The following is a 22,172-nucleotide window of genomic DNA, read 5'->3' on the forward strand; positions in this document are numbered from 1 at the left end:
GTGAGGGATTTTGCACTGACCTACGCCAGTGCACGACGTCGCCATGATAGCGCAGCATCAAGGTAATGAGGCAAAGGTCTCATAGCCACGCAGTTAACGAGCTAGAGCTCTCCAGCGAACGCTCGCGTTGCGAGAGACTGATGGAGTTCCTGGAGAAGATTTATTTTCTTGTTCAACGCATCAATTTGGGTATCCACTTCCATGCATGTTGCAGAAAGGTTTAATCGAAGCCTCTCGTCCGTTGGATATGGAATTTCGAAGCTCTTGACTATCTTCAGATTTAGATTCGGCTGGGTTCCACCCCGACCGGATGCTCTGAGTTTTTCATAACTCGCTTTAACGAGATTGAAAACGTACCTATCATCAGCGCTTTCGATTGGCGTAATAGCTGCGCAAGCCTGATTCGTTGCCATGTCGCGAGATAGAAAACCCGCACGTCCCCTCGTTGCGCCTTGCCCGTACATGGCAACCAGTGTCGTTCCCGCACGAAACAAACGGCAGTTAGTTTCCTTCAGCGCTAAATCCGAAATATGTTCCTCGGTGTCTGTTATCTCGCTCCCTACGACTTCTCCAGTCTTAACCCAAGGAATTGTCCCTTCGTAGTAGGACTTGTTCTTTCTCAGCGGCGTGGCGCCAGTTGAAACTTCAGCGATTTCATTAAGACTGATGAATTTCGAGCAACTAGTGCTGAATTCGTAAATCACCTGAGAACTAAGCTTTTCAAGAGCAGCAATTTGGTTGCGTAGGCTTTCCAACTGCCGCGCCGAGGCCTCCAAAATCCCCGCAATCCTCTTCTGCTCCTCGAGAGGCGGGAGGGGGATTTTAATTTCTTTGATTTTCGCGGCCGTGGTTGAAGGGTACGAAATCCCAGTGGATCTATTTACGCACTCACCTATAAATGCATCAGTTTGAGTGAAATAAAAGAGATACCCTGAGTCGATTTGCGCTCCGGCTCTCAACACGCAAAAACCGGTGCTTCCAATCTGCTTATGCAGTGATTTTGGTACACGAGCCACAGCGTTCAAGTTGGGGCGGACAGTGGATACCAAAACATCACCTTCGAGAAGAATCTGCTGCGCCCTACTAGGTGCAGATTCTCCTTCAACAAGTACCGTGCGCTCGATTACCTTTGAAGATGCGGACACCGACGAAATATCTACATAATTGAGCTCGTCGCTTCTATCCCACTTTGAGATCCGTTTTTCACATACCTCCCCCAGCTTCACCATCGGCCACTTGCTCATTTTTCGCCCCCTAGCAGCGCCTTCAGCTCCGCCATTCCCTTGGCGATCTCCATATCCAGCGCCTCGATGTCCGCAATAATCTCCATCGGGTCGCGGGTCTCCACGTCCTCGAAAACAATCTCCTTGTACCTATTCATCGACAGGTCGTAATCGTTTTCCGCAATCTCCGCCACCGGCACGCAGAAACTCTGCTCCGTCCGCGCGCGCTCCAGCTCACTGCCCTTACGCTCGGCAAATCGCTTGACGACGTCCGGCAGGTTGTTCTTCGCATGCTGCTCCTCCGTGAGCGTCACAGGCTCCGGACAATCTCCCGGAACCTCCGGGTCCACTAGCCGCGAAAGCGGGGTAACGCCGAGCAAGTGCTCGTCGAGAAGCGCCGTGCGCTTATCGTCGAGCGAGTAGCCGTCGGCAAGCACTTCGTAGAACCACACGCTATCGGTGGCCGGCGAGTCGGTGCGGGTGAAGCACAGAATCGCGGTGGACACACCGGTGTACGGCTTGAAGGCGCCCGACGGCAGCTTGATTACGCCGTCGAGGCTTTGGTTTTCAACCAACTCCTTGCGCAGCGCCTTGTGCACCTTCGTGGAACCGAACAGCACACCCTCGGGGACGATGACGGCGGCGCGGCCACCAATTTTCAGCAACGACAGGAAACGGTTGATGAACAGCAGCTCCGTCTTCTTGGTCTTGCCGAAGGAGCGCAGCTCGGGGTCGATGTTGTCATCATCAGTGGAACCGGCAAACGGTGGGTTGGCAAGGATGAGGTCGAAGTTGCCCACATCCTCCGCGGGAATCTTCGCCAACGAATCGCGGTAGGCGATATTCGGGTCCTTGAAGCCATGCATAAACATGTTCATCGCCGAGATCCGCACCATAGTGGAGTCGAAGTCGTAGCCGTAGAAGGTGCGCCCGGAGAACTTGGCCTGCTTGTCCTTCTTCAGCAGCTCGTCGGCGTGGTGCTCCTTCATCCACAGCGCCGCGTTAACCAGGAATCCGGCGGTGCCGCAGGCGGGGTCGATGATGCGATCGTCGGGGGCCGGGTGCATGAGTTCCACCATCAACTTAATGATGTGCTGCGTGGTGCGGAACTGGCCGTTCTTACCCGAGGTACTCAGCTGCGCCAGCAGGTATTCGTACAGGTCGCCCAGGAAATCCTTATCGCGGAAGTCCAGATCGTTCATCAACGCCACCACGCTGCGCAGCGTGGTCGGGTTCTCGATGCCGAAGGTGGCGGTGGCCATGTGCTTGGACATACCGGTGCCACCCAGATTGCGCAGGTGGTCGAATACGTCGCCGGCGATTACATTACGCAGCGCGACGGGGTCGGTCTCCGCGATGAGATTCTTCCAGCGTAAGCGCTGCTCCTCAGCGTTAAAGATATCCTGCGACTCCGGCACCGGCACACCGATGGCGCGCTTTTTATCGATGTCATCCTGAGCCAGGTCGAGCTGACGCATATAAATCAGGTACGTCATCTGCTCGATAACGCTCATCGGGTTGGTAATTCCGCCCGACCAGAACACGTTCCAGATGGCGTCGACCTTTTTCCTAAAATCTGCCGTAGTCACGCCGCTAACTCTACTGGCGACGGCGGATTGAGCTGTGGATTGGCCTACCTCTCAGAGTCAGAGTCGAACGAACGTCCAAGGGCTGGCATTGAGCCAGCACCGCAAACCCTACGCCCCGAGGAACCCTTCAATGCGCCCCTTAGCAGTCTGCAGGTTGCGGTCCCATGTCGGCCAGTCGTGAACACCGGCATCTTCGTATTGGAAGGTTGCTTCCAATCCTTCTGCACGTGCCTTGCGCTCGAACTCCTGGGTGGACAGATGCGCAAGCCGCTCAAGGGCAATGCCGCCGACGCTTGGGCGAGCGTCGTAAAGCGGGGCGGGATCTCCCGGCACACCAGGCTGTCCCGCAGAGGAAGTAATCAGCAGATCCAGACCCCTCATCTTCTCAATGTTCAGGTAGGGATCGTTGCGCTTACGCTCCGGAGAGAACGGGCCTCCCCACATATCGAGGGAGTTGTAGCCGCCGGCGCTAAGCTGCGCGGCTGTAATCGCGGTGTTCATGCCCGGCGCGGTCGTGTGCAGATAGCCGGAGAATGCGATCGCCTGTCCGAACTGCTCACGGTGGTTGTACGCCAGCGACAAGGCAGCCGACGCGCCCATAGACAGGCCCGCAATCGAGTTGCCGGTGCGCGAAATTCCGAACTCGTTCTCCAGGTACACCGGGAGTTCCTGCGTCAGGAAGGTCTCCCACTTGTAGTTGAAAGGCCCACGCGCGCTTACCGACGGCCTCTTCCAATCGGTGTAGAAACTCGCGGTGCCGTCACCGGGCATAACCAAATTGACGTTGGAGCCCTCGAAGGTGCGGGGAGCGTTGCCCTTGGCCACCCAGTCCGACTTGTTTTCCGGGGCCCGGAGACCGTCGAGGAGGTAGAGGGCCTTGTCGCCGCCGTTGGTGGAAGCCACGATCTGCACAGGAATATCACGGCCCATAGCGGGCGAAAATACCTGGCAGGTCTGGGTGTAGTACTGGTACGCATCCCACTGGCAGCCCGGGCGCAGGGCACCTCGGTCACCTGCGGCGGTGGCGGTAGGTGCTACGGCAAAAGCTGACGCGGCAACCGCAGCGGCGGATACCATCGCTGCTGCTTTACGATGCTAACCACGAATCCCCGAGAACTTCTTCACGCCCGTTTTCTCCTCACATTTCACTGGCCTTTTTTGCAGACAAAACATACTAGCCGCATACTACGGGCTCCACACAGACCAGGACAAGAAAATCCGGGTTAAATAAACCCGCGCTGGTCTATCTCAAGCCCGGATTGCGTCCTTTTGCCGGCACCACCGCGAGGGCCACCGCAAAGACCACAATCAGCAGCACGCTCCACCAGGCGGTCGCGGACGCGACAAAGGGATTCGACGACGTCGACAGCGCGTAGACATCGAAGGGGTAGAAGAACACCACCGATACATAGGGCCACAGCGCCGCCACGCATCCGGCAGTCACCGCCGCGCCGATAAGAACGCCGGGCAGGGTGGCCGTCGGCAAGTGGAAGCGGGAAAACCAGGTCAGCAGGCCGAGCCCCGCGGCGATAACCAGGGTGATAGCCCACAGGTAGTAGTGGTGCCAGGCGAATGGGGAAACCACGCACGCGGCCAGCCCAATCAAGCTCAGGGCGATGGCCACCTCGCCGAGGCGCAGCGCCCGGCGCGCCGCGAAGGCAGCGGCAGCAGTCACGAACACGGCCAGGACCAGCCACAACGGCGTGCTGTCGATACCGAAGTCCCTCATCAGCGAGACCTGGATGGACTGCGAGGTGACGTTCTTCAGGCCACCAAAGCGGGTCGTGTCGGTCAGCACTTTCGACCAGTACTCCCCGGACTCGGGCACGAACGCGAATCCGAGCGCGACCGTGACAAAGAAGGTGACGCCGGAGGTGATTGCCGCCCTCCACCTGCGCTGCAACAGGAATAGCAGCCCGAAGAACGCCGGATACACCTTCAGCGCCGCCGCGAGCCCCACGCCGATTCCGGCCCACCAGGAGTCCTCACGCCAGCCGTTGGCGCGGATTGGGTCCCAGTGCCTGCCTCCGAGGAAATCCAGGGCGACAAGCCCCATGACCAGCACGTTTACCTGCCCCCAGTAGAAGCTGGAGCGCACCGGCGCAAACGCAAACGACGCCGCAACCAGCAGCACCGCGCACAGCACGCCGCCGATCCCCAGCCTCGGCAACACCGATGCGCCCCTCCCCCGCTTTCCTACGAGCACAGCGGCCACGACTGCAATCAAAATCAGCAGCGAGGCGACCTGCCAGATTGTGCTCGCAACCCCGAGGGGCAGCTTGGCGTAAAGGGAGGCGAGCCAGGCGGCAAAGGGCGGATAGGTGAAGGGGAGCTTGTAGCCCTGACCCCAGTTCGTCACGACAAAGGGGTCTTCATACACGCTCAGCCCCTCGCCCAGCGAGCGGCCCGCATAGTAGTAAACCTGGAAGTCCATCGGGGTGCCGAACAGCGAAAACATGTCAGCCTTGCGCACCGTCTGGTCCGGCTCGATGGTGATTTCCGGGTAGCTCGCAAGCGGCTGAGTAATCCTGGGGTCCAAGTTGGCGCGAAGTACCGCAACTATCACGCCGACCAGGACTGCGACGACACCCGCGATGATCCCCCTGGACAGTCGGCGCGTTACTGTACGTGCAGCTGTACGCGTTGTCGCACGCACTGCCGCACGCGCCTGTGCGCCTCCGTTCACGTCCGCCACCGTTAGCCCCGCTTACCTCATTAATTGCATTAAATCCGTAGCTAACCTAGCGCATCGGCCGACACCGCGCGGGCTTCTTTCGCTCCCCTCCAGGTGATAATTGCGCCAGCCGCCGCGATGAGTACGATGCCCACTGCCATAGACCATGTGACCTGGTCCCCCGAAAACGCCCAGCCCAAGATCGCGCCTATCACCGGGTCCAGGGCGAAGAGCGTGCCGACGACCGCCGCCGACACAATTCCAGCGGCGATGGTGTCCATAACGTAAGGAACAACGGCGCCAATGAAGCCAGAGATGACGATGATGCCCCACATTGAGCCGTCGACAAGCGGTGCAGCGGGGACGGAGAAAGGCGCGAGTACTACCGCGGCAACAACCACAGACAGTGCTAGGTCGGACATGCCTCCTCCCTCAGTGTTGCCCATACGGGCGGAAAAGAGCGTGTAGGTGCCGAAGAAAATCGCACCGACGGCTGCGTAACCAATGCCTACAATGTCAAGGTCATTAGAGGGCTGCGCGATTAGAGCCACTCCGACAAATGCGGCGATGGCCCACAGTCGGGAGCGCCACATCTTCAAGCCCAGGAAGGACACGACGCAGGGGCCGAGAAAGTCGATGGTGACGGCAACGCCCTGGGGCAGACGCGCAATGGCCTCGTAAATCATCATGCTCATCATGCCCATGGCGATGCCATAGACCACGATGTTGATGACTCGGGCGCGGGTCATGCCGGTTAGCTTCGGGCGGAATAGCGCCACCATAATCACGGCGGCGGCGGTCATACGCAGGCCCGATACACCCGGCGCACCGACCGTGGAGAGCATATCCGTGACCAGCACGGCCGCGGCCTGGGTTCCGATTGATCCGATCAGAACCAAAACGACAGGGGCCACCGGCAAGGTGAGAAACCTGTTCACACCCCGCAGCAATGGCCCCTGGATATTCTCGCGCGACACGCGAGCAATACTAGTGCCCGCGCTCCTGTTCGATGGCGACGCCCTCGTTGAAGAACGGCGCAATCTTGTTGTCGTACATGGACAGCGCGGAGCCGATGGCCATGTGCATGTCCAAGTACTGGTAGGTACCCAGGCGGCCGCCGAAGAGGACCTTGTTGTCGCGGGCCTCTGCTGCGGCGAGCTTGCGGTAGGCCTCCAGGCGCTCGCGGTCCTCCGGGGTGTTAATCGGGTAGTAGACTTCGTCGCCCTTGTTTGCGAAGCGGGAGTACTCCTTCACAATGACGGTCTTGTCCTTGACGTACTCGCGCTCCGGGTGGAAGTGACGGAACTCGTGGATGCGGGTGTAGGGAACCTCGGCATCGTTGTAGTTCATCACGGAGGTGCCCTGGAAGTCGCCGGTGTTCAGCACTTCCATCTCGAAGTCGAGGGTGCGCCAGCCCAGGTCGCCCTCGGCGTAGTCGAAGTAGAGATCCAGCGGGCCGGTGTAGACAACTGGAGCCTCCGGGGAGGCCGCGCGTAGATTTTCGCGGACGTCGAACCAGTCGGTGTCAACGACGACGTCGATTTTATCCGCGCTAGCCATCTTCTCCAGCCACGCGGTGTAGCCGTCGACAGGCAGACCCTCGTAGGTGTCATTGAAGTAGCGGTTATTAAAGGTGTAGCGCACAGGCAGGCGAGTGATATTGCCGGCCGGCAGGTTCTTCGGGTCAGTCTGCCACTGCTTGGCGGTGTAATGCTTAACAAACGCCTCGTAGAGCGGCCGACCAATCAAGGAGATTGCTTTTTCCTCAAGGTTTCTCGCCTGACGCGGATCCAAACCGTCGGTCTGGTCCTTAATCAGCTGGCGGGCCTCATCCGGGGTGTAGTACTTGCCGAAGAACTGGTTAATCAGGCCGAGCCCCATTGGGAACTGATACGCGGTGCCCTTGTACATCGCGAATACGCGGTGCTGGTAGTCGGTGAAGTCGGTGAACTGATTGACGTAGTCCCACACCCTCTTGTTAGAGGTGTGGAATAGGTGCGCACCGTATTTGTGCACCTCAATGCCGGTCTCCGGCTCAGCCTCGGAGTAGGCGTTGCCGCCGATGTGGCCGCGACGCTCCACGATCAGGACGCGCTTGCCCAGCTGGGAAGCGGTGCGCTCAGCTACGGTCAGACCAAACAGACCGGAGCCCACGACAATGAGGTCGTATTCCTTCGCCTTGACTTCGTCGAGGGACTTGGCCACGAAATTGCTGGTGGTGTTCTCTTCGCTACTCACGCCATAAAACTTATTCGATTGCGCGGAGTTTGGGGTGGGCACACGCGGGGACGACACTGCGGACGACGCGCCAGATTAGGCCGACTGACCACACCGTTTAACAAATTGCACGTTTGTTATACGTGTCAACACTAGATTTTTTTAGTCACACTGGTAACATTCTTCTCAGCATTTTCAGTTGCGCAGCAACTTTTCCCATCTTTTTCCCAGTTTTTTGGAGCTTTCACCGTGCCAACTCGCCGTCGCATCACTGCCCCGTCGATGGGCCGCCGCACCTTCCTCTACGGCCTCGCCGCCACCGCCGCAGCAGCGCCGCTCGCATCATGGGGAATCCGCCAGGCTCCTACACTGGTCGAGTCCTCCGGCGCCGCACCGATCGCCGCCCGTCTGTCCACCGCTCCGCTGGCTGACTCCGTGACCATGCTTATCGACGACGCTGCCGTCGGCACGCAGTCGATCGCGGATGCACTGCACCCGCTGCGTGGCTTCGTCAAGGACATCACCCGCGACGAGCCCTTCTCCCAGTTCGCGCTGACCTGGCCGGGCGAGCTGAATCTGGAGCTCTACGTCCGCGCCGAGCGGGAAGACGGAACCTTCGGCCCGTGGTTCCACGCCGACTCCCACGGCCCGATGGGCGGAAACACCAACGCGTCCGGCACCGAGCTGCTCTTCATCGAGCCGACCCGCCGCGTGCAGGTCTCCACGATGGGGCTGAACCTCCTGGAGGGCCTTGACCCCAGCGGCATCGTCGGCCTGGACCGGCTCGACCTGAAGACCCTCGGCCAGAACCTCGAGGGACTGCTCACGGGTGCCGCCGCGCAGGCCCTGAACTCCGTCGAGGCTGTCTTCGTCGACGGCCTCGCGCAGCCAGGTGACGCCATCACTCCGATCGCCTACGATTCCCCAATCGCCGGCGCACCGAAGGTTATTTCCCGCGCTGGCTGGGGCGCCGATGAGTCCATCCGCGGCCTGGATCCGTCGTCGTACAGCACCTTCAAGGGCTCGACGATTCACCACACCGCGGGTTCGAACAACTACACCGAGTCCCAGGCTGCGGGCGTCGTCCGTGGCATCTACGCATACCATGCGAAAACCCTCGGCTGGGGCGACGTGGGATACAACGCCCTGGTCGACAAGTTCGGCAACATCTACGAGGGCCGCTACGGAGGACTGGACAAGAACATCGAGGGCGCGCACGCCGGCGGATTCAACGACGGCACCTTCGGCATCTCCGTCCTGGGCAACTACGACCAGCAACCCATCCCGGCCGCTGCCGTCGCAGCACTCGGCGAAATGGTCGGTTGGCGCATGAAGGTCGCCGGCGTGGATCCGATGTCCACCGCCACCCTCACCAGCGCCGGGTTCTCCCGCGCCCGCTACTCCGCAGGCGAGTCCGTGTCCCTGCCCGCAATCTTCGGACACCGCGACACCGGCTACACCTCCTGCCCAGGCAACCTCGGCTACCAGCAGATGGACGACATCCGCGCCGCCGCAAAGGCCAAATTCGACGGCGGTTCCGTTGCCCCGGCTCCGGGTGAGGACTCAGGAAACGGCACCGCCGCGGAGTCTTCCGATGCGTCGGCTACTCCGAATGCAGCCGACACCACCGGCACCGCGGCGGAAACATCTGCCGTACCGCAGCCCGCCGAAGCCATCCAGCAGTTCATCACCGAAGGCCTGCCGGCCAACCCGACTCAGGTCGCACAGGCTTTCTTCGCCCCTCAGAGCTAACCCAGCTAGAGCCCCTCACCAGCCCCGCCCCTGCTAGGTAAAACTTCCCCTCACACCCAGGAGTTTTGACAGTGTTTAGTCGGTTCAGTCGCCGCCGCATCAATCGTCGCGCAAACGCAAAGAAGTCACTGGTGCTGACCTCTGTGGCCGCGCTCGCCGCAACGCCAGTCCTGGCAATCGGTGCGGGCAAGGCCTTCGAGCTCGTCCAGGACGGTGGCTCCGGCCCCGTTGACGCAGCCGTGAAGACCGTCTCGCTGGCGAAGAGCGCCTCCGTCCTCGTCGAGGACGCGGCAATCGCCACGCAGGGCCTCATCGACGACGTCCACCCGAACCGCGGAGTGGTCAAGGAGATCACTTCCGATACGGAGTTCTCCCAGTTCGCCCTGACCTGGCACGGAAGCGCCGACGTCGCCAGCTTCGTCCGCGCCCAGCGCGCCGACGGCACCTGGTCCGACTGGTTTGAGGCCGACCCCGAGTACCCCGCCGAGGGCAACGGCAACGGCCTAAACGGCACCGAGCTCGTATTCATCGAGCCCACCAAGCGCGTCCAGGTCTCCACCCACGGCTTCAACATCTTCGGCCCCGGCTCCGGTGTGAATTTCGAGGACATTGAGGGTGCCGACAAGCTGGACCTGTCCAAGCTCGACATCAACGTCGGCGACGTCTCCCACGATGGATCTCCGTCCGCCCCGAAGGCAGCCGGAGAGGCCGCAAAGAAGGCAACCGAAAAGGTCGGCGAGGCGGCCAAGGCCGTCGGTGAAACCGTCGAGAGTTTCTACCAGCAGACCCCGGATGCCGCTCCCGAGGACGCCCAGGACGACCCCGCCGCACCGAAGGAGACCGGCACCGTGGTGCCGTCGGCAGGCGACTCCCCTTCGGCCCCCGTGAAGTGGGCAGACATCACCCCGGTCGCCGATGAGCTGCCGCTCGACCAGGTCGACGCAGTGCTTATCGACGGCCAGGCCGCGGCATCGGCAATCGACCCGATCGTGGACGCCAAGAACGTCACCGGTATGCCCAAGGTGATCACCCGCGCAGGTTGGGGTGCCAACGAGTCCCAACGCTGCCAGGGTCCTGACTACGACGATAAGCTGGTCGGCGCGACCGTTCACCACACGGCGGGCTCGAACAATTACACGCAGGCGCAGGCCGCCGGCATTGTCCGCGGCATCTACCAGTACCACGCGCAGACTCTGGGCTGGTGCGATATCGGATACAACGCCCTGGTCGACAAGTTCGGCAACATCTACGAGGGCCGCTACGGCGGGTTGGACAAGAACGTCCAGGGCGCTCACGCCGGTGGCTTCAACACCGGAACCTTCGGCATCTCGATGATGGGTAACTACACCTCCGTGGCCCCGAGCCAGGCGATGATTAACGCCGTCGGCAACATGATTGGTTGGCGCTTGAAGGTCGCCGGAATCAAGCCAAAGGGCTCGATGCAGATGACCTCCGGCGGCACGAACTACTCCAAATACGCCTACGGCACCCAGGTGACCTTGCCACACATTTTCGCGCACCGCGACGTCGGCAACACCACCTGCCCGGGTGATGCCGGATACGCCCAGATGGACTCTATCCGCAATATCGCGGAGAAGAAGTTCAACAACCTGGCCAGCGGAAATACCGAGAACAAGAGCCCGACCGGCGAGAGCAACCTGCAGGTTCCGAAGGACAAGCTCGAGGAGATCGCCAAGGGTGTCGGCATCGACACCGACACGGTGAGCAACAACTCTTCCGAGAAGAATGAGAAGAAGTCTTCTTCCGCATCGTCATCGTCGTCCTCTTCGACCTCGACCACTTCCTCCGCCGAGCCCACCAGCAAGAGCGCTAGCAGCTCGGCTAACAGCTCGGCCACGACTAGCTCGGGCGCGTCGGCAGCTGACAACGAGCCGTCGGCAAGCGGAAGTGCGAGCGAAGGCACAAGCGGAAGCTCCGAGCCGACCACAAGCGCGGACTACGCCCTGGACTACATCTCCGGAGCGCGCTCGATGCTCGCCTCCGCGCTAGGCATGCTCGGCGCACCGGGCCTCGGCTCAACCGCGGATGCTGTCCTCGAGGCTGTCGGACGCAGCGTTGAAAACGGCCCGTCCATCGCTGACCTGCCGATTCTGGTGGAGAAGATCATCTCGATCAACGAGCAGAACGACCTGGCCGCGGAATGGCGCAAGGTCTCCGAGGAGCTCGGCTCCGTACTCGGATATGCGATGTCCGGCATCCAGAACGGCGCGACCGTGTCCAACGGCGACGGCAAGGCGGATCCGCTGCGCTACGTGAAGTTCTCCAACGGTGTCATCACCGATTCCGAAACCACCGGAACCCACGCTATCTGGGGCAAGATTGCCGACGAGTGGGCGAAGCAGGGCTTCGAGATTGGCAAGCTGGGCGCACCGACTTCGACACAGACCGTCGATGGAAACACCGAGCGCGCTGAATTCCAAAACGGAACAATTACGCTAGACCGCAGCACAGGAGAGACCAAAACTGAGCTGAAGTAGCGGCGCCGAGTGGTGCTGAAAAGTTAGTAAGATTGCCCTGCCCTGGCTATTCGATAACCTTGAGTTCACGGAGTCGATTTTCCAGGTCAGGGCCTTCAATCTTTCCGGAGAATTGATAGACAACTAGCGATCCATCAGGCTGTTTAACTCCGACAAAAGTCGAGGCATCACCAGCGCTAACCGCGCGAATCTGCATTCCTTCCGGGGCAGATGCATCAATTGGCACTTCCTCCAGAACGGACTTTCCACCGAAGAATTCTTCGGCAGCCGCCTTATCCTCAACCACCTGCGCCAATTGCAGGCTTGCTACGGGGTTCGACAAGGTAGAACAAGTAACACCCGGAAACTCCGGCATATCACCGGTATAAATGGAAACAGAGTAATTGAAGCAGTTCGGATTAGCATCTCGCAATACCGGACTTATTTGTTCAGGGACTTTCGCGGGAGACAAATGGTCGCCCTGCATAGCGCCCGAACCTGTTTTTGCGCCGCCATTGCTATTGGAAGCTCCATTATTACCGGCTAAATCTGCCGGCTGAGATATTGAGGAATTTGGCGAGTCTGAGCCGCTGGAGAATACTGACTTCTTGACCGAAGTAGCAATCATGGCGGCGACGACAACGACTACCAAAATCGCTACAAAGAGTAAGAGCTTTTTCGGCGTCGACATTTTTTCGAAATAACCCAGCTGCTGGGCATCCGAATTACTTGCTGCATTGCCAGAATTCGATGTCGCCTTATCTTGCTCGCCGGAGGAGTTTGTTTTCTCCAAGTTCTTTTCGCGCAGCGCCGTCACAGACAGAACTGTGCCGCGGCGCTTTGGGGGAGCGGGAAGGGAATCGGGGCCATGAGTTTCTTCCGGCGCACCCGGGTAAATTGTTCCGTTAGGAAGCTGCTGCATTGTCACCACCACCTGCTATTCGCAAGTACCGGCACCACATTGGTGCGAAACTTTTCGGTTTCCCACTGTTCAGCCCGAGCCTGTGCCACCACTTGGCTCCAGGAGTCGTAGATGCCTGTAACGCCCTTTTCCGGTGTCCGACTCAAATCAGCCTGCTTGTAAAAGGTGAAAATCCAGTTCAGTGCGGAGAGAATTCGCCTGGCGCCCCGCTCACCAAATCCATGCCATACGGCACGCGCCTCGAGGCTGTGCAGCTCGAGGTCCAATTCTTGTTCGTTCCTAAAACCGAAGTAGGTCAGCTTTGCAAGCGGGACTTCTTCAACCTTTTCCTTGCCTGTACCCAGGATGAGGCGATCCGTAGTCACGGCACAGGCCGACGAAAAGCCAGGTGCCGTGGTTTGGACGATTTCGAGTGCGATTTCGTTAGGGCCAAGGACGGCGGCCAAATCCTTAGCGAAGTTGGTAACTTCCTCTCCTCCACCACATCTTTCTACTGCGGCTCTGAGAGCTTCCTCTGAGATGCTACGGTTCATGGCCCAAACGATAACACTAATTCGAAAATAACTATCGCCATTTAGCCGACTGGGAGACACGAGCGAATATTTGAGCATTATTCACTTCCGCACGACAATTTTTAAATCTCCGCTCCTATCAGGATTTTATGCAGCAGCGCACTCAAAATCACCTATTTAATTTTTCTCTGCTGCTAAACTCGGCGGCTATGGCAGTGACTACCAAACCGGCAAAATTCCAATCCGAAGTCTTCGAGGTTTTTTCGTGGTCCACAATGGATCCTGACCCGGATCAAGTGCGCCGGTCGAGTTTCGGCCTGCCGTACCGAGATGACAATCCTATTGATGCTCCAGCGAAACTTCATCCGCTATTTCAGGATGAATTGAAACAAATTTTGCGCTCTGCCTGGGGAGTCAACAATGCCGATGATGCCCGGCGAATTGTTGAAAGAATCCTAGGTCCGGGGATGCACACCCCGATTTTTGACGCTTTTCTCCAGCTAGGCGAGGAATTCGTTCGATTCCACCAGTCCAGCGCGTTGGTAGGCGAATCCGAAAAGCTTCTCAACAACCACATACTGTTCCTCGAACAGCTTTTCAGCGCCAATGGCATCCCGCCTACGGATGCGGCCGAATACAAAAAGTGGATTGAGCTGCGCCTCAATCCGGCTTTCACTGCTGTCCTTCCACCTACTGTTCCGCAGACCACTAGAGCATGGGATCTTCTCCGCATTGAAGCTTTCGCAGGACGCTCGGTGTCCTGTGGTTGGATGGAACCCGACGAATACGAAGACATTGCCGCTCGCACGGTCCGCGAACTTCAGGCGTCCTTTGCAACCTGGTCAGATGTCGCACGCAGCTTTTGGTGGGGTCGCGCCATGTGGCTTTGTGATGAAATCCAGGACATCCCTGCCGAGCTCTGCCAATTCAACAAGATTCTCACTGCAGCGCTCAATGACAAGAAGTCCCCGTGGGTTCGAGTCCCTCTGCATCCAGACGCTGACGAGCTTGAAGCAAAGATTTAGCTAATTTCTTCCTAGTCTTCGCTTGACCAGGCTCGGCTCCGCCCGGAGCAAGCGACTGTCGCGCAGGGGCTAGAACCAGCGTTCCAGAACCTGCGCGACACCGTCATCATCATTGGTGGCGGTGATTTCGTTTGCCACCTGCTTGACGGCCTCGGCTGCGTTTCCCATAGCCACACCGGTACCCGCCCAGCTAAGCATCTCGATATCGTTCGGCATATCGCCGAAGCAAACGACATCCTTCGGCGCCGCTCCGACAAGGTCCGCAACGTATTTCAGCCCTGCGCGCTTGGTCACGCCCGGCGCCGACACCTCCAGAAGGCCGTCGGGCATGGAGTAGGTCACGTGCGCGCGCTCGGGATCGATAACGGGACTGACCAGCTCAAAGAGAGCAGCGCTATCCATACCGGAGTTGCGCAGCAGCAGCTTCGTGGCCGGGGCTCCGAGAACTTGCTCCTCGGCCACCTCACCGTGCTCGATGGAGTCCCACGCGTGATCGTAGGACGGCGCGACGACGAAAAGTTCCTCGATGGCATCGTGCGCCGAGTGCCCGGCGCGCTCCGCCGCGATCCCCACTCCACCGACATCCGCGGTCGCCTCGCGCGCCGCGTCGACCACATAGCGCAGCGTCTCCGACTGCAGCGTTTTCGCCGTGATGACCTCGTCTCGGCCAGCATCGTAGATGACCGCACCGTTGGCGCACACGCACAGCGGACGGACGGGAATCTGTTCCAAAACGGGTTCCAGCCAGCGCGCGGGGCGGCCAGTCGCCAGCACGAGCGGGGTGCCGCGGCGCAGCATCCTCGCCACTACCTCCCGCAGGCGCGGGGTGACGCGGTCGCGGGAATTGATAAAGGTGCCGTCGATATCCGAGGCCACCAGCAGCGGGCGGAGCGTCTCGAGTCGAGAGAGTTCTAAGCCGGACTCAGTCACTGTGAACTACTTGTCGCCCTTCTCGAAGCGCTTGCGCAGAATCTCCAGCGCCGCCGCGACACCGCCGTGCTCCGCCGTGTCGACAACCCAATCCGCCGTGCGAATCAGCGGCCAGTCCGCGTCCACCATCACCGCCGGGATGCCAACGTACATCAGCGCCTCTGCAAAGTTCTCGCGGCCTGCGAACAGCATTGCCTCGCCGGGCTTGCGCGCCAGCTCCCTCAGCGCGACCGCAACGGCGTTGGTTACGGACTGCGGGCTGGCATCCTTCTCGATTGCCACCTCGTATGGATCTGCCGCCGAAATCGCAGACAGGTCCGGAACCTGGTCAACTTCATGCGTCACGACAATCGTCGCGCCCGCCTCGGCCTGCTCCAGCAGCGCCTTCGCGGTGGAGTCGGGGATCTGGCCCGCGTCGTCGGCAAGCGCGGTGGCGTAGTCCAGGATGATGGTTTTCGGCATCCCGTGGACCAGTTTTTCGACGCGCTGCGGGAGTTTATCGCGGATTAACTTCGACTGCGCGATTAGGCGGAATACGTTCTGCTGAGTCTGCTCGAAACTTGCGATGGAGGCCTCCTCCAGATGCTCGTACGCCTCCTTGAAGGCCACGCGGATGGAATCGGTCGCCGCGCGGATGGACTCCGCGCCCTCTTTCGCTCCCTCCGCGACCTCGTCGGCCATCTGCTCGACCGACTGGCGGAACTGCGCCATCATCGCGCTGGTCTGCTCCTTCGCCTGCAGGCGGGCGCGCGCCGACTCCTCGCTCATCGCGGCCGTCGCATCGCGCAGCTGCGCCTTCGTCTGGTCACCGAATTCGCGTGCCGACGCGCTGAACTCCCTACCGGACTCCCGCAATTTCTCAGCGAAGGCAGCGAGATCCGTGCGCAGATGCCGGATGCGCTGACGCTCGGCCTCGACCTTGAGATCCTCGGCCTGAGCTTCCTCGAAAGTCGGGGCGCCGCCGCCGAGGCGAGCCGGGACCCAGTACGCACCGGTCGGGAGCGGCCCCTCCGCCGCGGCGTACTCGTCCCAGAGTCGACGGACGCCCTCGTCCATAATCTGGTGGAGTTTCTCAGTGGCCTCGGCAGGGTCGCCCTCAGGGTGCCACGGCGGGAGAACAAGCATGTGGATTGGGGTATTGGTGCGGCCAAGGCGCTTCGGATATCCCTTGGTCCACACGCGCTGGGAGCCCACGATGAGCACGGGCAGAATTGGCTTTCCAGTGCGCTGCGCCATGCGGATTGCGCCGGACTTGAGGTTCTTGACCTCGAAGCTGCGGGAAATTGTGGACTCCGGGAAGATACCGACGAGCTCATCGTTTTCCAGCAGGCGGACGGCGTGCTCGAAGGACTTCGAACCGTCGGTGCGGTCGACCGGGATGTGCTTGAGCGAGCGCATGATTGGACCTGCGACCGGGTGGTCGAAGATCTCCTTTTTCGCCATGAAACGGACGTAGCGGCGGAACTTGCGGAACGGCAGGCCGACGTAGGTGAAGTCCATGTAACCCGTGTGGTTAGTCACGACGACTGCGCCACTGTCCTTCGGGACGTTTTCCATGCCGGTAATCGTGAATTTCAGCCCTTGGGCGAAAAACACGGTTCGGGCGAGTCCGATGACGGCGAAGTACACGGGATCCTTAAACATGAGTTTCACTCTACAATCCCGCGCTGGCCTGCGAGGAGTAAGGAGAAGAGTCGCGCCGGAGATGGCCCGTCGGCTGCGCGGTGCTGAACATAGTTTCGTGGGGAAACAACAGGTATTTGTTTGCAGGAGTGACTGAATTGCAGCGTGGTGAAGGCCTCTCGACCGCCCTTACTGCGCACAAACACACCCCTTTATAGGGGAGTTGGTGACGTGTTTTCGAGACGGCGAAAATCAGCTTTTTCTCACTTTTCCGTCAATACATAAAGCGTTTTTGTGTAACCCTATCGGGCGGCCGCAGCCGACACGCGGGCCGCTTTACACCGTTACACTGGACTTTTTGCAAAGGTTCCCAGGCCCTTGGATCAATCCCCGTTTTTGCCTGTAAAACGTTACTTTTACCAAGCTGAGCAACCGCTGAGCACCTGACCAAATACCCACCTATTTAATAGTTACGTAACCGTAGGTTATCTATTCCACACGGCCCTCAACTTTGTTAGCGTTGGGAAGTGACAGCGGAAGTCTCGACGACCGCAAACCAAATAATTTGGGTCACCCAGCCTTTAACCCGCGCAGGTTATTCGGCGCCGGGACCACCCAAAACTCACTACCTGCTCCCCCACCCCGGGAAGGATTGGAAAATGTCAGCCCCCAAGGCATCTGCCCCCTCCGCAGTCCTCAATAAGGAACAGCACGCAAAGGTCTGGGAGAAGTTCGGCTCCGAGCATTACGACGTCGTCATCATCGGCGGTGGCTCCGTCGGCGCCGGCGCCGCCCTCGACGCAGCCACCCGAGGTCTAAAGACCGCCGTCATCGAGACCCGCGACTTCGCGGGCGGCACCTCGAGCCGTTCGTCCAAGATGTTCCACGGCGGCCTGCGCTACCTGCAGATGCTCGACTTCCGCCTCGTCGCGGAATCCCTGCGTGAGCGCGAACTGTCGATGTCTCACCTGGCTCCGCACCTGGTCAAACCGCTGCGCTTCGTCTTCCCACTGACCCACCGCCTCTGGGAGCGCCCGTTCATGGCCTCCGGCTTCTTCCTTTACGACGTCATGGGTGGCGCCAAGAAGGTGCCGATGCAGAAGCACTACTCGCGCAAGGGAACGCTGAAGCAGGCTCCGGGCCTGAAGCACGACGCTGTCGTCGGCGGTGTCCGCTACTACGACACCCTGGTCGACGATGCCCGCCACACTATGACGGTCATGCGCTCCGCGGCGCACTTCGGTGCCGACGTCCGCACCTCCACCCAGGTTGTCTCCTTTGAGAAGGACGGCGAGCGCATCGTCGCCGCCAACCTGCGCGACACCGACACCGGCGAGACGACCACGATTCGCGGCAGCGTCTTCGTCAACGCCACGGGCATCTGGTCCGACGAGATTGAGAAGCTGGCCGACGTCAAGGGCAAGTTCCGCGTCCACACCTCCAAGGGCGTCCATATCGTCGTTCCGAAGGCAGCCCTCGACGGCTCCGTCGCAATGACCTTCGTGACCGAGAAGTCCGTCCTCTTCGTCATCCCGTGGGGCGACTACTGGATCATCGGCACCACCGACACCGACTGGACGATGAACCTGGCCAACCCTGCGGCCACCCGCGCCGACATTGACTACATCCTCGACCATGTCAACGCCAAGGTCCGTCGCCCGATTACCTACCAGGACATCGTCGGCGTCTACTCGGGTCTGCGTCCTCTGGTGGAGGGCGACTCCGACTCGACCACTAACCTGTCCCGCAACCACGCCGTCGCGCACGTCGCACCGGGCATGGTCTCCGTCGCGGGCGGCAAGTACACGACTTACCGCGTGATTGGCGCCGACACCATCGACGCCGCTATCCAGGACGTTCCCCGCAAGGTTCCGGGCTCAGTCACCGCCGACGTGCCACTGCTGGGTGCCGACGGCTACCACGCCCTGAACAACCAGATTCCGCACTTGGCAGAGTACTTCGGCATCACCGAGAAGCAGGCCGACCACCTGCTCAACCGCTACGGCTCCCTGATCTACGAAGTTCTCGCACCGGCTGCCGAGGACAAGTCCCTGCTGGAGCCGGTCGAGGCCGCTGAGCAGTACCTGCGCGCGGAGGTCCTTTACGCTGCGACCCACGAGGGCGCACTGCACCTCGACGACATCCTGGAGCGTCGCCTGCGCGTCAGCATGGAGTACGCGCACCGCGGTGTCGACAGCGCCCGCTCGGTCGCCGAGCTGGTCGCCCCGGTTCTCGGCTGGGACAAGGAGACGACGGAGCACGAGATCAACACCTTCATCGAGCGCACGGAGGCTACCCTCGCCGCCGAGCGCGAGCTGACCGACCAGGCCGCCAACGAGATTGCATCCAAGGCAGTTGAGACCCGCGCGGACGTTGACACCAGCCTGGACCGTTAGTCCATAATCGGACCGCCAATCCGGACATTGTTGCTGGCAGGGCCGAATCCGGTCAGCCCTGCCGCCGGGGCGCCACTCCCCGGTAGCACTTCCGAGTCTTTACACCTCAGTGTGACCTGGATAACATTGCGGCCACGCTGAATAACCCCGTGGGTAAGGGCGCCGGCGAAATTGAAAAATCTCGCCGGCGTTTCTTTTACCCACACACTTAACCGATTCAGCACATTTTCTACCCCTTGTGCAGATCTTTTTGCCCTGACCCACGACTTAAAAACCGATAAAAGCGAGACCGTTGAGGTCTCGATACGGCGAAACATTTAGCCCTCGACCGAAGCGAGCTATACGCATGGAAACCATCACGGCATCCCAAGCATTTTTCTGGGAATTTTTCGGAACATCAATCCTCTTACTCCTTGGTAACGGAGTCTGCGCGGCCATCAACCTTCGCACCTCAATTGCTAGAAACGCAGGCTGGCTGGGCATCGCCCTCGGCTGGGGCCTCGCAGTCTACGCCGGTGCCTCCATCGCAGATGCCAGCGGAGGCCACCTCAACCCAGCTGTCACGCTCGCCCTCGCCATCAAGGGCTCACTGAGCTGGGGATTAGTCCCTGCCTACATCGCCGGCCAACTCATCGGCGCCTTCGTCGGCGCAATCCTCGCCTGGGCTGCCTTCAAGCAGCTTTTCGATGCCAACGCCTACGACGATGCCGGTACCCCCAGCGGCGCCAACTCGGCTACGACCGGCTGCTTCTTCACGGCTCCCGCCCACCCCAACAACTTCTGGAACGCAGTCACCGAATTCATCGCAACCTTCGTGCTGCTGTCCTTCATCCTCTTCGGCCCCTCCGGCGGCGAGCTCGGGCCGCTGACCTACTTCGGCGTCGCATTCATCGTTGTCGCCATCGGCCTATCCCTGGGGTCCCCCACCGGATACGCCATCAACCCCGTCCGAGACCTCGGCCCCCGCCTGGCCTACGCGTTCATCCTTCCCATCAAGGGAAAAGGTGATGCGAACTGGGCATACGCATGGGTTCCCATCGTGGCACCGATGCTGGCCGCAGCGGCCGTCGGCATGCTTGCCGTAGCCGTCGGTTAAGCGGAGGATGGGAACTAGAAAAGCCCAACCCCGACCACTCCAACACCATTAGGATTTTTCATCATGGATTACAAGAATTACGTCGTCGCCATCGACCAAGGAACCACATCCACCCGCTGCATAGTCTTCAACCATGACGCCGAGATTGTGAACGTCTCGCAGATGGAGCACAAGCAGATTTTCCCCGAGGAGGGCTGGGTCGAGCACGACCCACAGGAGATCTGGACAAACACCCGTCGCGTTGTCGGCGAGGCTCTAGCGGAGCTCGACATTTCCTCCAAGGACATTGAGGCCGTCGGCATCACCAACCAGCGCGAAACCACCATCGTGTGGGACAAGAACACCGGCGAGCCCGTCTACAACGCAATCGTCTGGCAGGACACCCGCACCGGCGATATCTGCAAGCAGCTGATGGGCAACGAAGGGCCTGACCGCTGGCGCGAGGAAACCGGCCTGCGCATCAACTCCTACCCGGCGGCCCCGAAGATCAAGTGGATTCTCGACAACGTCGACGGCGCCCGCGAGCGCGCCGAGGCCGGCGACCTACTCTTCGGCACCATCGACACCTGGCTGCTGTGGAACCTCACCGGTGGCGCCGAGGGCAATGACGGAGAGGCCGCCGTCCACGCCACCGACGTCACCAACGCCTCCCGCACCCTGCTGATGGACCTTGAGACGCTCAAGTGGGACGAGGACATTTGCGCAGAAATTGGTATTCCAGTGTCAATGCTGCCGGAGATCCGCCCGTCGGTAGGCAACTTCGGCCAGGTCCGCTCGCGCGGCACCATGGCTGGTGTGCCGATCACCGGCATCCTCGGCGACCAGCAGGCCGCGATGTTCGGCCAGGGCTGCTTCGAGGAGGGCGACACCAAGAACACCTACGGCACCGGCCTGTTTATGCTGATGAACACCGGCGAGAAGCCGAAGTGGTCCGATCACGGGCTGATCACCACCGTGTGCTACCAGCTTGCCGACGAAAAGCCCGTGTACGCGCTGGAGGGCTCGGTCTCCATGGGCGGCGCCCTAGTGCAGTGGCTGCGTGATGAGCTGCAGATGATTCCGAACGCCGCGTCCATCGAGAACAAGGCCAAGAGCGTCAAGGACAACGGTGGCGTCTACATTGTGCCGGCGTTCTCCGGACTGTTCGCACCGCGCTGGCAGCCGGATGCCCGCGGCGTGATTGTGGGCCTGACCAGGTTCGTTAACCGTAATCACATCGCGCGCGCGGTGCTGGAGGCCGCCGCGTACCAGACCCGCGAGGTCCTCGATGCGATGGTCGCCGAGTCCGGCACTCCCATTACGTCGCTGAGCGTCGACGGCGGCATGACCATGAACGAGTTCCTGATGCAGTTCCAGTCCGACATCCTGGATGTGGATGTCACGCGCCCGAACAACATCGAAACCACCGCCCTCGGTGCCGCCTACGCGGCGGGCATGGGCGTGGGCTTCTGGTCGAGCCTGGACGAAGTCAAGGCGCACATCTCCATTGACAAGAAGTGGCGCCCGAAGATGGAGGCCGCCGAGCGCGACCGCCTGTTCCACCAGTGGAACCGCGCCGTCGAGCGCACCTACGGCTGGGTTGAGGATCCAGAGGCCGAGGAGGCCGCTGCTCCTAAGCAGTAGCTAGAGCGGCAGCTCACTGAGAGCGATTGAAGTGGGCGGTCAACGTGACCGCCCACTTCAGCTTTAGACGAATCCCCCGCCCCCAAGCGTTTTCCGGCGACTTTAGCGCACAC

16 protein-coding genes are annotated in these 22,172 nt (G+C 60.5%); 6 read left to right on the plus strand and 10 right to left on the minus strand.

Annotation, left to right across the window (positions count from 1 at the left end; genetic code table 11):
* Window positions 1-101: 101 nt before the first annotated feature.
* The 6 genes from CLAC_RS11680 to glf form a co-directional block, all read right to left on the minus strand.
* The gene (locus CLAC_RS11680) at window positions 102-1,244 is read right to left on the minus strand and encodes a restriction endonuclease subunit S (protein WP_053413063.1); all 1,143 of its coding nucleotides are present in this window, start codon (window positions 1,242-1,244) and stop codon (window positions 102-104) included.
* Entirely contained in the window at window positions 1,241-2,812 is a 1,572-nt protein-coding gene (locus CLAC_RS11685) for a class I SAM-dependent DNA methyltransferase (RefSeq protein WP_053413064.1), read from the minus strand. Before CLAC_RS11685 ends, CLAC_RS11680 begins: the two co-directional genes overlap by 4 nt.
* A 108-nt stretch (window positions 2,813-2,920) precedes the next feature.
* On the minus strand, window positions 2,921-3,889 hold the full coding sequence (locus CLAC_RS11690; protein ID WP_245621892.1) for an alpha/beta hydrolase: 969 nt from the start codon (window positions 3,887-3,889) through the stop codon (window positions 2,921-2,923).
* Between the two features lie 166 nt (window positions 3,890-4,055).
* On the minus strand, window positions 4,056-5,498 hold the full coding sequence (locus CLAC_RS11695; protein ID WP_156324854.1) for a glycosyltransferase 87 family protein: 1,443 nt from the start codon (window positions 5,496-5,498) through the stop codon (window positions 4,056-4,058).
* Window positions 5,499-5,548: 50 nt separating this feature from the next.
* Window positions 5,549-6,463: an EamA family transporter gene (locus tag CLAC_RS11700; RefSeq protein ID WP_245621893.1), complete on the minus strand. Its 915-nt coding sequence runs from the start codon at window positions 6,461-6,463 to the stop codon at window positions 5,549-5,551.
* 10 nt (window positions 6,464-6,473) lie between these two features.
* A complete protein-coding gene (glf, locus tag CLAC_RS11705; protein ID WP_053413442.1) occupies window positions 6,474-7,691 on the minus strand; it encodes a UDP-galactopyranose mutase in 1,218 nt (405 codons plus the stop codon).
* Window positions 7,692-7,952: 261 nt separating this feature from the next.
* Between glf and CLAC_RS11710 the strand changes: the two genes are divergently transcribed.
* Entirely contained in the window at window positions 7,953-9,455 is a 1,503-nt protein-coding gene (locus CLAC_RS11710) for an N-acetylmuramoyl-L-alanine amidase (RefSeq protein WP_053413066.1), read from the plus strand.
* Between the two features lie 71 nt (window positions 9,456-9,526).
* On the plus strand, window positions 9,527-11,953 hold the full coding sequence (locus CLAC_RS11715) for an N-acetylmuramoyl-L-alanine amidase (protein ID WP_053413067.1): 2,427 nt from the start codon (window positions 9,527-9,529) through the stop codon (window positions 11,951-11,953).
* A gap of 46 nt (window positions 11,954-11,999) precedes the next feature.
* Here CLAC_RS11715 and CLAC_RS11720 read toward each other — a convergent pair whose 3' ends face one another.
* Both CLAC_RS11720 and CLAC_RS11725 read right to left on the minus strand, forming a co-directional pair.
* A complete protein-coding gene (locus tag CLAC_RS11720; protein ID WP_053413068.1) occupies window positions 12,000-12,854 on the minus strand; it encodes a hypothetical protein in 855 nt (284 codons plus the stop codon).
* Window positions 12,855-12,856: 2 nt separating this feature from the next.
* The gene (locus CLAC_RS11725; RefSeq protein WP_156324855.1) at window positions 12,857-13,387 is read right to left on the minus strand and encodes a hypothetical protein; all 531 of its coding nucleotides are present in this window, start codon (window positions 13,385-13,387) and stop codon (window positions 12,857-12,859) included.
* A gap of 188 nt (window positions 13,388-13,575) precedes the next feature.
* Here CLAC_RS11725 and CLAC_RS11730 point away from each other — a divergent pair, with 188 nt between their 5' ends.
* Window positions 13,576-14,391, plus strand: a complete 816-nt coding sequence (locus CLAC_RS11730) for a DUF1266 domain-containing protein (RefSeq protein ID WP_169750347.1) — start codon at window positions 13,576-13,578, stop codon at window positions 14,389-14,391.
* 69 nt (window positions 14,392-14,460) lie between these two features.
* Here the strand turns inward: CLAC_RS11730 and CLAC_RS11735 are convergent, their stop codons facing one another.
* Window positions 14,461-15,321: a Cof-type HAD-IIB family hydrolase gene (locus CLAC_RS11735; protein ID WP_053413071.1), complete on the minus strand. Its 861-nt coding sequence runs from the start codon at window positions 15,319-15,321 to the stop codon at window positions 14,461-14,463.
* A gap of 6 nt (window positions 15,322-15,327) precedes the next feature.
* The gene (locus CLAC_RS11740; RefSeq protein WP_053413072.1) at window positions 15,328-16,965 is read right to left on the minus strand and encodes a 1-acyl-sn-glycerol-3-phosphate acyltransferase; all 1,638 of its coding nucleotides are present in this window, start codon (window positions 16,963-16,965) and stop codon (window positions 15,328-15,330) included.
* A gap of 638 nt (window positions 16,966-17,603) precedes the next feature.
* Between CLAC_RS11740 and CLAC_RS11745 the strand changes: the two genes are divergently transcribed.
* The 3 genes from CLAC_RS11745 (at window position 17,604) to glpK (ending at window position 22,059) form a co-directional block, all read left to right on the plus strand.
* Complete coding sequence (locus CLAC_RS11745) at window positions 17,604-19,340, plus strand: glycerol-3-phosphate dehydrogenase/oxidase (protein WP_053413073.1); 1,737 nt, start codon at window positions 17,604-17,606, stop codon at window positions 19,338-19,340.
* A 346-nt stretch (window positions 19,341-19,686) separates the two neighbouring features.
* Window positions 19,687-20,436: an MIP/aquaporin family protein gene (locus CLAC_RS11750; protein ID WP_211255357.1), complete on the plus strand. Its 750-nt coding sequence runs from the start codon at window positions 19,687-19,689 to the stop codon at window positions 20,434-20,436.
* Between the two features lie 63 nt (window positions 20,437-20,499).
* Window positions 20,500-22,059, plus strand: coding sequence for a glycerol kinase GlpK (gene glpK / locus CLAC_RS11755; protein WP_053413074.1), 1,560 nt, complete (start codon window positions 20,500-20,502; stop codon window positions 22,057-22,059).
* Window positions 22,060-22,172: the final 113 nt, after the last annotated feature.

This window comes from Corynebacterium lactis RW2-5 (assembly GCF_001274895.1).
Lineage (GTDB): Bacteria > Actinomycetota > Actinomycetes > Mycobacteriales > Mycobacteriaceae > Corynebacterium > Corynebacterium lactis.

Coding starts and splice junctions, on each gene's coding strand:
- CLAC_RS11680 (WP_053413063.1), bottom strand. CDS start 1,244: ATGAGCAAGTGGCCGATGGTGAAGCTGGGGGAGGTATGTGAAAAACGG.
- CLAC_RS11690 (WP_245621892.1), bottom strand. CDS start 3,889: ATGGTATCCGCCGCTGCGGTTGCCGCGTCAGCTTTTGCCGTAGCACCT.
- CLAC_RS11720 (WP_053413068.1), bottom strand. CDS start 12,854: ATGCAGCAGCTTCCTAACGGAACAATTTACCCGGGTGCGCCGGAAGAA.
- CLAC_RS11725 (WP_156324855.1), bottom strand. CDS start 13,387: ATGAACCGTAGCATCTCAGAGGAAGCTCTCAGAGCCGCAGTAGAAAGA.
- CLAC_RS11730 (WP_169750347.1), top strand. CDS start 13,576: ATGGCAGTGACTACCAAACCGGCAAAATTCCAATCCGAAGTCTTCGAG.
- CLAC_RS11740 (WP_053413072.1), bottom strand. CDS start 16,965: ATGTTTAAGGATCCCGTGTACTTCGCCGTCATCGGACTCGCCCGAACC.
- CLAC_RS11745 (WP_053413073.1), top strand. CDS start 17,604: ATGTCAGCCCCCAAGGCATCTGCCCCCTCCGCAGTCCTCAATAAGGAA.
- CLAC_RS11750 (WP_211255357.1), top strand. CDS start 19,687: ATGGAAACCATCACGGCATCCCAAGCATTTTTCTGGGAATTTTTCGGA.
- glpK (WP_053413074.1), top strand. CDS start 20,500: ATGGATTACAAGAATTACGTCGTCGCCATCGACCAAGGAACCACATCC.